This is a genomic window from Pelorhabdus sp. sgz311002 (assembly GCF_056134285.1).
In genome coordinates this window covers 144,083-157,067 of sequence record NZ_JBWBCL010000003.1, presented here as the reverse complement: position 1 = coordinate 157,067, position 12,985 = coordinate 144,083, and the positions used below count along the sequence as shown (strand labels likewise).

The window sequence follows — 12,985 nt, the reverse complement described above, 5'->3', positions numbered from 1 at the left end:
AGGCGGTTCGTGCAAAGGAGATGAGCTTAATGTGCGGAATTACCGGTTGGGTCGATTGGCAGAGACCTGCTCCAGAGCAGGAAAGACTGCTATTAGCGATGATGGATACTTTGGCAGTGCGGGGACCTGATGCAGCAGGTTTTTATGTGAAAGGTCATGCGGCTTTGGGGCATCGGCGCTTAAGCGTCGTTGATTTGGTCGGTGGCGCCCAACCTATGATTTGTCGACGAGGCGAAGCGGAATATGCGATTACTTATAATGGTGAGCTCTATAATACGCTGGAAATAAAACGTGAACTTGAGGCGAAAGGCCATAGCTTTATGAGCCACAGTGATACAGAAGTGCTGCTCCATGCCTACATAGAATGGCGGGAGGGCTGTCTTGAAAAATTTAACGGCATTTTTGCTTTTGCTATTTGGGATGACCAAGCACAGGAATTATTTATTGCTCGTGATCGAATTGGCGTAAAACCTTTTTTTTATGCATTAAATGATAAGAGGCTGCTCTTTGCTTCAGAAGTCAAAGCACTTTTGCAGCATCCCGGCGTTGCGCCGCGCGTTGGTAAAGTGGGGCTTGCTGAAATTTTACTTATGGGGCCTGCTAGAACGCCAGGCCAAGGTATTTATGAAGGCATTAGCGAGTTGAAACCAGGATTTTGCGGGCGCTTTAGTCAAAACGGGTTAGAGGTGTATCCCTACTGGCAACTGATTTCGGCAAGACATGAAGATACTTTTGCCGAAACGACGGTAAAAGTACGGGAACTTGTCACCGATGCGGTAATTCGTCAGCTTGTTGCGGATGTTCCTGTTTGTGCTTTTTTATCAGGCGGTCTTGATTCTAGTGCGCTCACTGCGATTGCTGCGGAAAAGTATCGTCAAGAAAAGCGAGTTTTAGGTACCTATTCGGTCGATTATATTGATAACGAGCAGTTTTTTACCGCGAATGATTTTCAGCCTAACAGCGACGCTCCTTGGGTAGAAAAAATGCAACGCTTTGTACAGACAGATCACCACAAGGTTTTGCTTTCGAATGAAGAGTTAGCGAGTATGTTGGGGCCTGCCACAATAGCTCGGGATTTTCCGGGAATGGCTGATGTTGATACATCGCTGTATTTGTTTTGCCGTGAAATTAGAAAAGGGGCCACAGTAGCTTTGTCTGGTGAGTGCGCTGATGAAATTTTTGGGGGTTATCCTTGGTTTCAGCGGCCTGATATGATTGAAGCAGCTACATTTCCTTGGGCGAATCATCTTGACTATCGCGCTGCTTTTTTAAAACCGGAGATTCGCGACTACTTAGAACCGGAAAAATATGTGCAGAATCGCTATGAAGAAGCTTTGGCTGAAGTTTCCCCTTTGGCGGGCGAGGAACGCTATGGTGCTAGAATGCGGGAAATTTTCTATCTTAGCTTAACGCGGTTTATGCCTACCCTGCTTGATCGTAAAGATCGGATGAGTATGGCCTTTGGGTTAGAGGTGCGGGTTCCTTACTGTGATCATCGAATTGTTGAGTATGTCTGGAATGTTCCTTGGCAAATGAAATATCATCAAAAACGTGAGAAGGGACTGCTGCGACAGGCTTTGCAAGGGATTTTGCCTGATGATGTACTTTGGCGGCGTAAGAGTCCTTATCCCAAAACACATCATCCTGGCTACTACGAACTCGTTAAGAATCAACTGCTTTCGCTATTAAAAGATCCGCTTTGTCCGCTTCATCAATTGATTGATAGTGAAAAACTTTTTGCCTATGCTGCTCAAAATGAAACAGGTCCGGGCGTTCCCTGGTTTGGTCAATTGATGACAAAAGCGCAGTTGTTTGCTTATTTTTTACAAGTCTATACGTGGTTGACCCATTATCAGGTAAAAATTGTGTAAAGAAAGTAAGATCAAAGGAATTAATGCTAGGCAGCAAGACAGCTTTCCTGTATTATTAAGGATAATACAGGAAAGCTGTCGTTTTTTATTCGGTCCGATGGCGGCGGACGGGTATGCTTTAGATTTGAATTTTGGGGGATGGATTTAGCAATGATCCAAAAAGAAGAAGAGCTCCGTCTTTTATTAGCAGAGCTTAGCGGAACGGTCGCTGGCCCGGAATTGCTGCAGCAAATGCTTGACGCGATGAGCCAGGGCGTATTGTTGTTAAATAGTGAACGCAAGGTATTACTATATAATCGTCAATTCGTTCGCATGCTACGCTTTAAAGCGTCAGAGGTTTATATTGGACAGGAATATGAGAATTTATTGTCGCTCTGGTGTCGGCGTAGTAACCAACCGGAAGAATTGCTCCAGAAAAATCTTTTATCTATCAGTAAGAAAAAGTCATACGAAATAGAATACAGCTGGCAAGATTCGCTCGCTAAGCTGCGTTGGCTTTACGTGGAAAACCGTCCGCTTGCCAGTGGCGCTATTTTACGCACTTATACCGATATAACGAAAATGAAGCGGGATGAACAGATCCTCAAAGAAAGTGAAACAAGTTTTCGTAGTATCTTTGAAGTTGCGCCATTTCCTGTAGCTGTTATTAGTCAGTCAGGGAAAATCTTGCACGGTAATAAATGTTTTATGGAATTTTACGAGTTGCAGGAAGACGATTTAGAACAGCTCTATCCATTAGACTTTTTTTTGGACAGCTCGGTGCGGCGACGCCTGCTTCATAACCTTACGATGGAAGGGGCTGTCGATGGCTTTGAAGCCCAAATTCGCACTTTTCGTACACAACTGGTACGATGGGTAATGATTGCCGCAAGACCGCTTTCGGTATTAGGACAGTCTTGTTTACTTACCATGCAAATTGATTTAACAGAAAGAAAGCGTTTGGAAGAAGACTTACGGCGCTTAGCGACAAGTGACGGTTTGACCGGATTAAATAATCGTCGTTACTTTTTGGAAATTGCCGAACGGGCTTTTCAGCAGGCGAGCCGCTATCAAGAACAATTGGCAGTGCTTGTATTAGATATTGACCATTTTAAAGGCATCAATGATACCTATGGGCATCAATCCGGCGATATTGTTTTGCAAGAGCTGGCGCAGTGTTTAAGCCAAATTCTGCGCGAGGTAGATGTAATCGGTCGTATTGGCGGGGAAGAATTTGCTGTGTTGTTGCCGCAGACAGATAATAAAGGCGCACTCTCTCTAGCAGAAAGAATGCGCCAAGCTGTGGAAGACTACTGTTTTCATTTACCTGATGGGCAAATCATCAAAGTGACAATTAGTATTGGGTTTACACTTTTTTATATTAATGACAAGGATTTTGACCAGGTGTTGCGTCGGGCTGACGAAGGTCTCTATCTGGCGAAAAAATCAGGACGAAATCAAGTACAGCAAGGACCTGATCCTTGCGCTGCCAATTAAGCGAAGAGAACGAGCAACAGCATTTTAAAGTTTTTGTCAGCCTGCAGACCGTGTGGTGTATTCGCTGGCATTAAAATAGACTCACCGGCTTTTACTTGATGGGTTACGTCGCCAATTGTGATCGAGGCCTCTCCGTCTAATAAATAGACAAAAGCATCGCCTGGCGATGAATGCGTGCTAATGCTTTCTCCCTGTGAGAAAGCAAAAAGGGTCATTGTTAGAAACTCTTTTTGGACAAGTGTTAGACTGACAACGCGGCCAGCTTGGTATTCAACTAAGTCGGCAAAAGTGTTAATTTTACTTGCTTCTATGTTTTTAAAGAAACCTTGGTTCATGTGAATTCCTCCCATATGTTGATCTAAGATGATTGTAAAATATAAACTTCCCTTCGAATGTGATCCTTATCACAAAAGTGGGAAGTTTTTTTGTACCAGCAATTACCTATGACGGTTTTTCATTTTTTCTTTATAATAGGCTTAGTAAGTTAACATAATTATAAACTTACTGAAAGGATGATGTCTATTGCGTAAAAATGTATACTTAGGGTTGGTGGGGTTGCTGCTTGTTGTACTATTAGGAGGCTGTACACCTCAGATTTTAACGCCGCGGGTGCCGGGACTGGCGCCGGAAGATACGGTTAAGGCTTTTTTTAGTGCGGTTCAGGCAAATCATCTTGCTGATGCCAGCCAGTATGTTTCTCCTGAGTTTTTGCCCAAAGCAAATGATGGTGAAAATGGCAGTGAAATCATTGCTGATCTTAAGGGGCAGAAGCTGATTCATGTCAAAGAAGCGGCTAGTCAGGGAAACTACTGCGTTGTTGTTGCGACATTGCAAGGACAAGATAGTTTTACTGTAAAAGTAAAGCCAGTTGGTTTGGAAAAAATCAATGGCGAATGGTATCTTGTCGATATAAACAAAATCTATCAAAGTGCGAAATATGAATTACTCCTTAAAATGCTGTTTAGCTTGTAACAAAAAAGGTAGGAGCCTCTTTGCGAGGCGTCCTACCTTTTTTATGAAGTTTAATCAGCGGAACGGTTGCTCCAAAAACCGGCCAAAGCGGAACCGGTAAGATTATGCCATACGCTGAAAATCGCGCCGGGAATTGCTGCTGACGGGTCGAGATGAACTAGGGCCAAGGCTACAGCTAGTCCTGAGTTCTCCATGCCAATTTCAAAGGTGATGGCTCTTGATTTTTTTTCAGTAAGGCCAACTGTTTTGGAAGCGCCGTATCCTAAGGCTAAGCCAAAAGCGTTGTGCAGTGCTACAGCTAAAAAAGCAACACCAGCTACAGCGGCTAACTTCGTTGCGTTTAAGGCGATGACGATAGCAATGACTAATATAATGACAACAACAGAAACAACTGGGACGATTTTCATAATCTTATCAACAAAGGCGGAAGCCACCATACGAAGTCCTACGCCAATTGCTACAGGTACAAGAACAATTTTCAAAATATCAAGGAGTAGAGCTTCCGCTTTAATGGGAATCAAAGTTCCGGCTAGCATAAGAAAAATATAAGGAGTCAAAAAAGGAGCAAGAATGGTATTGACGCTGGATACCGTAACGGAAAGGGCCGTATCTCCCTTAGCCAAAAAGGTCATAACGTTAGAGGCAGTGCCGCTTGGACAGCAGCCAACCAGAATAATACCAGCAGCCAAGGCTGGCGGTAGATCTAACAGTTTACCGACAGCAAAGCCAACAAAAGGCATAATCAGATAACGAAAACCTACGCCATAAAGTACGTCTTTGGGGCGGGTCAATACGAGCTTGAAATCATCAATAGACATTGTAAGTCCCATACCAAGCATAATGACACCGAGCAGATAAGAAATGTAAGGAGCTAGGGGCTTTAGTGGATCAGGGGAGAAAAAAGCATAGAGAGAGAAAATGATGACCCAGAGTGGAAAAAGTTTTGTAATTAGTTTCGCAATCTTTTCTAATACAACCATATTAGCCTCCTTCATAAAGATATTTTAATTACAATTATACATCTAAAGAGCTTTTCCTCTTTCCGTTTTGATTGATTTTAAAATTATTATTTGGCAAAATTTCGGTAATGGACACAGAATGCCTTTCATTGCGCTATGAAAATCTTTATGCTACACTTTTCTTAAATAGAAGGCATAAGGAGAGACGTTTTGTGCGAGTAGGAATTCTTGTTGTTTTATTTACAGCAGTTTATATTTTTTCTCATTTGCCAGTATTTGCTTTCGGTTTTATCGACTGGTCCCTGTTAGCGATTATTTGGGGCGTTGCCTTGTTTTTTTATGCGTTGCAGCGGGGACTGAAAAATATGGCTCGACTGCTGGAGGCGAACCGTTGGTTGCTGGCTCTTTTGCGTCTGCTGGGATTTCGCGTAAATGGCGAAGGCCCAGTGATTGATATTTCCTATTATAAGAAGCCTTTAGCTTTGGGAAAAATGAAAGGATTTGCTGTAGCTGGCATAATTCTTATTGGGATCGGTGTAGTCAACCTATTTATTCTCCCCTTTCTTACAAGTAATCCCTTACTGTTTAATCAAGCTTACCGCAATCTGTTAGGACCTGTGACAGAAAGTTCCTTTACGGCTGATGTAGCGCCGATTGCTTTATCGCAGATTCGGATTGTTGATAGTGAGTCGGCCCGTAAACTAGCGGAAAAGAAAATTGGCGAAGTACCTGCTTTAGGCAGTGAAGTACAGTTAGGCGAATTAGTATTGCAAAAAATTCAAGACAAGCTGTACTATGCCGCACCGCTCGAACATCGCGGTTTTTTTCAGTGGTTGAGCAATCATCAACTTGGCAGTAAAGGCTATGTTCTGGTGTCGGCGACAAACCCTCAAGATGTGCGTCTAATACAAAATGTTGATGGCGATGAGGTTCATATTAAAGTGCAACCGCAGGGGTTTTTGTGGGATTATCTGCCGCGTTATCTTTATTTTCATGGTTTCTATAATGTAGGAATGACCGACTTTTCTTTTGAAATCGATGATAATTATCACCCATACTGGGTTGTTACGCTATATAAGAATAAAGTCGGATTTTCCGGTCCAGACGCAGTCGGGGTGGCTGTTGTCGATGCCGAAAGCGGTGAAATTTCTAGTTATTCTTTAGAAAATGCGCCGCAATGGATTGACCGTGTACAGCCAGGTAATTTAATCTATAAGCAGATTGCTGATTGGGGCGAGTATATTAATGGCTTTTGGAATGCTCTCTTTACGAAGGCGGGAACCTTAAAGCCAGCTGGTGACACAGTACATTTGATTTATGGCGAAGACGGCAGTGTGTATTGGTATACAGGCATCACTTCTTCCGGTAAGGATCAAAGCACCGTTGGTTTTGTTCTCGTGAATTCGCGGACGAAAGAAGCTAAATGGTATAAAGTTGCCGGCGCGACGGAGGAAGGGGCCAAGAAGTCGGCAGAGGGCCAGGTACAGGAAAAAGGGTATCGCTCAGCCAATCCGATTCTCTACAATATTTATGGCGTACCAACTTATATTGCTTCGCTAAAAGATAAAGAAGGGCTACTAAAGGCTGTTTCTTTTGTATCGGTAGAAAACTATAATCTTGTCGGGGTTGGACCTGATGTGGAAACCGGGCTTAGAAACTATCGCCAAATGCTCGCTAGCCAGGGGAATCAATTCATTCCTGGTAGTGAAAATCACGATATTTGGCTAAATGGAAAAGTATTGCGAGTAAACTCTGTTGTCAAAGGCGGCGAATCTTATACCTACTTTATGATAGAAGGCGACCCGCGCGTATTTGCTGGTACGGCTCAGATTTCCCCGCGCTTGCCGCTGTTGCAGGCCGGTGATACTGTGAAAGTTGGTTTTTTAGACAATCAAGAGTCTATGATTATGATACGAGAGTTTACTCCTTCCTTTTAAATTCTTTGCTGACGGAATTCTTGTATATTTTTTTAGAACATGTTATACTTTTGTAGTAAATTAATAGTTAAAATGTAAAATAAATAAGTATAAAGTCAATGATGACTTCCTTTGTTTGTACAGGGGAAGTCTTTTTAATCGGCGCAGCTAGGTGTAAGATCCGGTTTTGCCGAAATACTCAATTGATAATGATGGGGGAGCGGTGACACATGAAAGAAGAAGGTATTATTAAAACAGCAGATACGCTAGATAGGCTGATGACACTGGATATTAGCGCCAGAGGTATTATTGGCAAGCTGTATGAAGCGGCGCGAGAAAAAGCTGGAGAACCTTTGACATTAGCAGCTGCTAAATTCTTACAAACGCACGTTAAACCAAAGGATTTCGTTATGATTGCGACAGGATTTATTGATCAGCCTGTGGCAGCTCCTGGATTTGCTGAATCTGATGGACCTGCTGGCGCAGTTGCTCTAGCCAAGGCTGTTCGTACGGTTTTAAATGGGTTGCCAATTATTTTAGTTGACGAATGTTCAGTAGAGCAGGTTAAGCAGGTTGCTCAGGCGGCAGGCTTTCATTGTCTTGCACCAGAACAACTTGTGCATTCTGTAGAACGACAGAAACTGATGACTGTAGCTGTTTTGCCTTTCCCATTAGGGGAGGAAGCTGGTAAAGTAAAAGCAACAGAACTTTTGGATACTTACAAACCGGCAGCTTGTATTGCCATTGAACGTGGCGGGATGAATGAACAAGGCAAGGGTCATAACATGATTGGTTTTGATACTGGCTCTACCATGGCGTTTCTTGATCTTTTATTTGCCCAAGCGTATGACCGCTCTATTCCTACTATGGGGATTGGTGATGGCGGGAACGAGATCGGTATGGGAAATATTAAGGCGGCTGTACAGCAGCATGTCCCTTATGGCACGCAGTGCCAGTGCGGTTGCGGCGGCGGGATCGCGGCAGCTACGCCAGTGAGTCTCTTAGTTACTGCAGCAATTTCTAACTGGGGCGCCTATGCCATCTGCGATATGCTTTCTGTATTGGCTGACGCGCCAAAAGGACTGTGCCAACCGGAACAGGAACAGCGCGTCATTGAAGCAGGCGCCGCAGTAGGTTTGCATGATGCTATTTATGGATCGGTTGCCCCGAGCGTAGATGGTTGCTATGTAGATGTTCATCATGCGATTGTTCGGATGATGCAAGAAGTTGTAGCACAGGCACAGATGCGTTATTAATAGTTTCTCAACGTATGCAAGAGCGAATAAGGCTAAAGGAGCTTGATAATTATGGAAGATTATGCACAAATGAGTCCGCAAGCTGTCAGAGCACTGATTCGGAAAAATCAGCTAGTCATTCCCACTGCGGGAATGGCGAAGGGGTATAATCAGGCTAATTTGGCGATTTTGCCGAAAGAGCTGGCTTTTGACTTTTTACTATTTTGTCAGAGAAATCCCAAGCCCTGCCCAATTCTTGACGTGACGGAAGTGGGGTCTTCGATTCCTCGTTTGGTAGCGCCTGATGGTGACATTATGACCGATATTCCTAAGTATCGGGTCTATAAAAAAGGCCTTTTGGTTGATGAGCCGTTGGACCTCAAAGAATATTGGCGTGATGATCTTGTGGCTTTTCTGATCGGTTGCAGTTTTTCTTTTGAATCCGCCCTGCTTGATGCTGGCGTACCTGTACGCCATATTGAAGAAAATTGCAATGTACCTATGTACATTACCAATGTGGAATGTACGCCAGCTGGCGTTTTTTCTGGTCCGACAGTTATGTCGATGCGGCCAATTCCTGAATCACTTGTCGTTAAAGCTGTTCAAGTGACCTCTCGTTTTCCTTCCGTTCATGGCGCGCCGCTTCACATTGGTTCGCCTGAAAGCATTGGTATTAAAGATATTAACAAGCCTGATTTTGGCGATGCTGTTCCTATCAGGCCAGGTGAAGTTCCTGTATTTTGGGCTTGTGGTGTCACGCCGCAGGCAGTAGGGATGAAAGTCAAGCCAGATCTGATGATTACGCATGCTCCTGGTCATATGTTTATTACCAATAAAAAAGATGTTGATTATGCGGTTTTGTAAGAAAAATAAAATTTTTGTCAAATCCTACGAAAGTCCGAGGAAAATCCTATGAAAAGGCTCTGCGAAAAGCAGGCCTTTTTTTAGTGTTTAGCGAACCATATAGAAATGGCTTTTATTTTTAGGCAAGAACGGGATTATGTACCTTGGATGTGGAGGCTTATGAAGGAGGGAGATATTTTTGTCTTCAATGGAACAAAAAACGTTTCACTTTTGTCCCTTTTGCGGTGAAACGCTCAATATTTCCGCAACATGTCGATTTTGTCCCTACTGTGGAAAACGTCTAAAAGAAAAGGTACCCAAAACAAGAAAAAGAACAAAGGAAGATACAGGTGTCGCCGATAAGGCGGAAGCCCCGGTTATGCAAACGTCGCCTGCGACTGATATAGTTGAAGTGCTAGATACCTTAGCCATTTCGGCGAAGACAGCTAAAGTGGTAGAGGCTTCCGCAAATGTAGAGTCGGTTGATAAAGTAGTAGAGGCTCCCATAGTTGCAGAGAAGACAGCTAAAGCGGCAGAAGCTCCAGTAGCTGCAGCAAAGGTTGTTAAAGCGGTAGCGATTCCCCTAGTTGTAGAGAAGACGGCTAAAGCGGCAGAAGCTCCTGCAGTAACGACCGATATGCTTGCCAGAGCAAAGGGCAGCATCCAAGAACCTTCTAAGCGTGCTGAACTTGCCGCTGCTGTTCAACCTGTGGCTGATGAATGTACCCTTGTTTTGAAATATTGTCCCGATAAAGAGAAATTATTGCGTAAATTAGAGTTGTTGTTGCGACGCGACCGATTTGCTATACGTCTTGCTGTTGATATGGCTCCAGCTGTGCTGATGTATAAAAACAAACTGGAAGATGTATTACCTGTAGCTGACGCCTGTCGTGAAGTGGGGGCTTTAACTGCTGTAGTTATTGGTCCTTTTTCTTTGCAAAGCGATTTTCCCCAAGCGGCGCTTGCCTATTTAAGTGAAAAAGAACATGCTATGGTAAAAAAAGCGCCTGCTGCTTTATGGGCTGGCGAGCAAATTTCTCACTTTGCCGGTGCTGTGGATAGTAGTGGTGAGCAAGGAATTTTAGCTTTATCAGAACAAAACTTGATTTTCTTTGCCTTTCCTCAAAATGATTTTATATTGCGCATGATTGCTTTAGAAACTCTTGATACGGCGCAATTAGTAGAGCGACCTGAAGGGATGCGCCTTGTAATTCGTCAAAAACGTAAAAATACCGAAGAAGTATATGAACCAATCCATACGAAAGCTTTTCTTGCTTTAGACAAGGCACTACAGGCTATTTTGCAACGGGCTAATTATTTAAAATAAAAACAGGCTGCCCTAGATAGGTTTATCCTATTTTCGAGCAGCCTGTTTTATTATTATTCTCTCGGAGCGCCAAAAGTCAGATTCGGTTCGATGAAGTCAGGCGGTGCAATCGTTATGTATTCAGTTTGACCATTGTTGCGGACCTGAAAGCTTAATGTTCCATGTTTTTGTTTATCGGCATCGAGAACTACTACTTGAAAATTAATCAGTGCGCCTTTTTCTGTGGTAATTTCCACACGGCCTTTTCCTTTTCCTGGAGCTATAAGCGGCTGGGTCTGTTCTTGGCGCTTCGTATCGCCAATACCCCAAGTCAAGTTTACGGCGGCGGCTTTACCAAAATCACTACTATCCTTTGTTAAATAAGTTGTGTTCCAAAAAACATCAGCTTGGTCAACTTTTACATCAATGCGCATCGTGGCTGTTGGCGCTGCTTCGGCAAAGGTTGTTGTCGGTATAGACAGCAAGGCAAAGCAGGCGAGAAATACCGATAAAATAGTTTGAGTCAGTAACTTCATAGTAAACCTCCATCAAAATGATTTTATAGTTCTAGTAATTCGGGTCAAAACGAGGAAAACCCTTTTTATGGCTTGGCCGGAGCGGGGGACGCTGGAGCAGTTGCAGTTGCATCAGATGGCTCTACTGGCGAGTCTTTGTCGTCTAGAGGATATGTAAGCTCATAAAGAAAGGGATGCGGCACAGGACGATTTTTCGTTCGATCATAGGCAGGATAGAATTGCCACTGTTTTATGGCGGCTTTAGCCGCTTCATCAAGTTCTTTGATGCCTGATGAGGTTTGTATTGCTACGTAGGTCGGTTGACCTGTTTCAGAAATCATGATGATGAGTTTCATTTTAAAGGCGGGCAGTTCTGCAAGCTTTTTTTCGGGATAACGGGGATTTACAATTGTCTTGAGACGGGGAGGAGTGATTACCCGTTGCTCAATCGTGAGATCGCGAATTGGCGCCTTCGGCGGCGTTTTTTCAAACGCAACGGTAGCGGATTCTTGAGGTGGCTGCGGCAGTGGGGCGCTAGGCGCTTCTGGCAAGGGCTTTTCTGATTCTAATGGTGAGTCAGAAGCGTCATCAGGGGTGTCTGGTGGCGCGATATCCATTTCTAAGGCTGACTGTTTTGTTGTATCGACAATTTGTAGTTCCTGTTCCGCTGAATCATCAGGTAAAAAAAACAAGCAAAAGAGAATCAGGTGAAAAATGAGCGAGAAGAATAGAGCCTTATGCCAGGGCGATAAAGAATGGAGGAAATTTTTCATTTTTTTGCCTCGGTAGCAAAGGACACTTTTTTTACGCCGATCTGTTTGAGTTCGTCAAGCAGGGCGATAACGCGGCCGTACTCTACGGCTTGATCAGCTCGCAAAATAAAGGGGGCGTCAGGATGCAGCATTAATTCACGGCCAACCGCTTCCGACAAGGCTTTTTCAGCGATTTCTTGTTTATTAAGATGGATTTTTCCAGTGGCATCGATTACGATGATGACAGGCTGATCAGGTATTTGCTTGGCCGCTGTTGCTGCCGCTGGCAGCGTAATCGGGATCATTCTTTGCTCATTCATGTATAAGGTACTCATCATAAAGAAGACTAAGAGAAAGAAAATAATATCAATCATGGGGATGATCATGAGGCGCGGGCTTCGTTCAATTCGTAAATTACGCAGTTTCATGGAGATTCCCCTTATTGGCAGCACCCACAATGAGCGAAGCAATTTCTTCAGTATCAGTAATCAATTGATCAAGTTGCTGCGCAAAGAAACTATGAGCAATCAAAGCGATAATCGCAATACATAGACCTGTGGCTGTGGCGATCAACGCTTCGCCGACGCCGCCGCTGATGGCCGCTGTTTGGCCGCTTTGAATGGTAAGGACGCTGAAGGTATTAATCATGCCTGTTACTGTGCCGAGAAGCCCCAAGAGCGGCGACAAGGTAACGATCAGATCTAGGTAGTTTAGACGATTACGCAACTTAGCGGCCCAGTGCGCCGCGCTACTTTCTAAAGAATGTTCAAGACCTTCTGGTTTAGCGCCAACGGCAAGATAAGAAAGTCCTGCGGCTGCTACCAACGAAGGAACTCCCGGGAAAGCCTTACAGGTATCCTGCGCTCTTAGCCAATCACCTGCCGCTAAGAGCGGAGTGAGCACTTCGGTAAACTTCGGCATAGCTGTCTTGGCCTGGCGATAGAAAAACAGGCGTTCGATTACAATGGCTAGCAAGAAAACAGAACAAAAAAGCAGGGGAATCATAACGATTCCGCCTTTTTCCAACATGAGAAAAAATTGTTGCATGGGGTCACCTCATTACAGAATTTAGATTCGTTTATTTCCCATAGTTTCTGGATGGATTACAAAAATCCTGCTTTGATTCTATTCTGTTCAAGC

At 43.9% G+C, this 12,985-nt stretch carries 13 protein-coding genes; 7 read left to right on the top strand and 6 right to left on the bottom strand.

Going from position 1 to position 12,985, the window contains the following annotated elements:
* Positions 1–29 precede the first annotated feature (29 nt).
* Together asnB and AC0NJP_RS06550 are read left to right on the top strand one after the other, a co-directional pair.
* Positions 30–1,871 carry an asparagine synthase (glutamine-hydrolyzing) gene (asnB, locus tag AC0NJP_RS06555; RefSeq protein WP_474699232.1) on the top strand — a complete coding sequence of 614 codons (1,842 nt, stop codon included), beginning with the start codon at positions 30–32 and terminating at the stop codon, positions 1,869–1,871.
* Positions 1,872–2,021: 150 nt separating this feature from the next.
* On the top strand, positions 2,022–3,347 hold the full coding sequence (locus AC0NJP_RS06550; protein WP_474699231.1) for a sensor domain-containing diguanylate cyclase: 1,326 nt from the start codon (positions 2,022–2,024) through the stop codon (positions 3,345–3,347).
* Here the strand turns inward: AC0NJP_RS06550 and AC0NJP_RS06545 are convergent.
* The gene (locus tag AC0NJP_RS06545) at positions 3,344–3,682 is read right to left on the bottom strand and encodes a cupin domain-containing protein (protein ID WP_474037632.1); all 339 of its coding nucleotides are present in this window, start codon (positions 3,680–3,682) and stop codon (positions 3,344–3,346) included. The two genes, AC0NJP_RS06550 and AC0NJP_RS06545, sit on opposite strands and share 4 nt — an antisense overlap.
* Positions 3,683–3,869: 187 nt before the next feature.
* Here AC0NJP_RS06545 and AC0NJP_RS06540 point away from each other — a divergent pair, with 187 nt between their 5' ends.
* Positions 3,870–4,319: a nuclear transport factor 2 family protein gene (locus AC0NJP_RS06540; protein WP_474699230.1), complete on the top strand. Its 450-nt coding sequence runs from the start codon at positions 3,870–3,872 to the stop codon at positions 4,317–4,319.
* 50 nt (positions 4,320–4,369) lie between these two features.
* Here AC0NJP_RS06540 and AC0NJP_RS06535 read toward each other — a convergent pair whose 3' ends face one another.
* On the bottom strand, positions 4,370–5,299 hold the full coding sequence (locus AC0NJP_RS06535; RefSeq protein ID WP_474699229.1) for a bile acid:sodium symporter family protein: 930 nt from the start codon (positions 5,297–5,299) through the stop codon (positions 4,370–4,372).
* A 191-nt stretch (positions 5,300–5,490) separates the two neighbouring features.
* On the opposite strand from AC0NJP_RS06535, the gene AC0NJP_RS06530 reads away from it, so the two are divergent.
* The 4 genes from AC0NJP_RS06530 to AC0NJP_RS06515 all read left to right on the top strand — a co-directional run bounded on the left by AC0NJP_RS06530 (position 5,491) and on the right by AC0NJP_RS06515 (position 10,599).
* Complete coding sequence (locus tag AC0NJP_RS06530; protein ID WP_474699228.1) at positions 5,491–7,215, top strand: hypothetical protein; 1,725 nt, start codon at positions 5,491–5,493, stop codon at positions 7,213–7,215.
* Between the two features lie 209 nt (positions 7,216–7,424).
* On the top strand, positions 7,425–8,450 hold the full coding sequence (locus tag AC0NJP_RS06525; protein WP_474037636.1) for a glutamate cyclase domain-containing protein: 1,026 nt from the start codon (positions 7,425–7,427) through the stop codon (positions 8,448–8,450).
* A 51-nt stretch (positions 8,451–8,501) separates the two neighbouring features.
* Positions 8,502–9,293: a putative hydro-lyase gene (locus AC0NJP_RS06520; protein WP_474699227.1), complete on the top strand. Its 792-nt coding sequence runs from the start codon at positions 8,502–8,504 to the stop codon at positions 9,291–9,293.
* A 178-nt stretch (positions 9,294–9,471) separates the two neighbouring features.
* Positions 9,472–10,599: a zinc ribbon domain-containing protein gene (locus tag AC0NJP_RS06515; RefSeq protein WP_474699226.1), complete on the top strand. Its 1,128-nt coding sequence runs from the start codon at positions 9,472–9,474 to the stop codon at positions 10,597–10,599.
* Positions 10,600–10,652: 53 nt separating this feature from the next.
* Here the strand turns inward: AC0NJP_RS06515 and AC0NJP_RS06510 are convergent, their stop codons facing one another.
* The 4 genes from AC0NJP_RS06510 to AC0NJP_RS06495 form a co-directional block, all read right to left on the bottom strand.
* Complete coding sequence (locus AC0NJP_RS06510) at positions 10,653–11,114, bottom strand: hypothetical protein (protein WP_474699225.1); 462 nt, start codon at positions 11,112–11,114, stop codon at positions 10,653–10,655.
* Positions 11,115–11,179: 65 nt separating this feature from the next.
* Positions 11,180–11,866 (bottom strand): energy transducer TonB, encoded by a 687-nt coding sequence (locus tag AC0NJP_RS06505; RefSeq protein ID WP_474699224.1) that lies wholly within the window; start codon positions 11,864–11,866, stop codon positions 11,180–11,182.
* Positions 11,863–12,273 carry an ExbD/TolR family protein gene (locus AC0NJP_RS06500; protein WP_474699223.1) on the bottom strand — a complete coding sequence of 137 codons (411 nt, stop codon included), beginning with the start codon at positions 12,271–12,273 and terminating at the stop codon, positions 11,863–11,865. Before AC0NJP_RS06500 ends, AC0NJP_RS06505 begins: the two co-directional genes overlap by 4 nt.
* A complete protein-coding gene (locus tag AC0NJP_RS06495) occupies positions 12,260–12,892 on the bottom strand; it encodes a MotA/TolQ/ExbB proton channel family protein (protein WP_474699222.1) in 633 nt (210 codons plus the stop codon). Before AC0NJP_RS06495 ends, AC0NJP_RS06500 begins: the two co-directional genes overlap by 14 nt.
* Positions 12,893–12,985: the final 93 nt, after the last annotated feature.

Excerpts from the sequence above, each read along its gene's own strand:
- asnB (WP_474699232.1), top strand. The coding sequence starts at position 30 with ATGTGCGGAATTACCGGTTGGGTCGATTGGCAGAGACCTGCTCCAGAG.
- AC0NJP_RS06550 (WP_474699231.1), top strand. The coding sequence starts at position 2,022 with ATGATCCAAAAAGAAGAAGAGCTCCGTCTTTTATTAGCAGAGCTTAGC.
- AC0NJP_RS06545 (WP_474037632.1), bottom strand. The coding sequence starts at position 3,682 with ATGAACCAAGGTTTCTTTAAAAACATAGAAGCAAGTAAAATTAACACT.
- AC0NJP_RS06535 (WP_474699229.1), bottom strand. The coding sequence starts at position 5,299 with ATGGTTGTATTAGAAAAGATTGCGAAACTAATTACAAAACTTTTTCCA.
- AC0NJP_RS06525 (WP_474037636.1), top strand. The coding sequence starts at position 7,425 with ATGAAAGAAGAAGGTATTATTAAAACAGCAGATACGCTAGATAGGCTG.
- AC0NJP_RS06520 (WP_474699227.1), top strand. The coding sequence starts at position 8,502 with ATGGAAGATTATGCACAAATGAGTCCGCAAGCTGTCAGAGCACTGATT.
- AC0NJP_RS06510 (WP_474699225.1), bottom strand. The coding sequence starts at position 11,114 with ATGAAGTTACTGACTCAAACTATTTTATCGGTATTTCTCGCCTGCTTT.
- AC0NJP_RS06505 (WP_474699224.1), bottom strand. The coding sequence starts at position 11,866 with ATGAAAAATTTCCTCCATTCTTTATCGCCCTGGCATAAGGCTCTATTC.
- AC0NJP_RS06500 (WP_474699223.1), bottom strand. The coding sequence starts at position 12,273 with ATGAAACTGCGTAATTTACGAATTGAACGAAGCCCGCGCCTCATGATC.
- AC0NJP_RS06495 (WP_474699222.1), bottom strand. The coding sequence starts at position 12,892 with ATGCAACAATTTTTTCTCATGTTGGAAAAAGGCGGAATCGTTATGATT.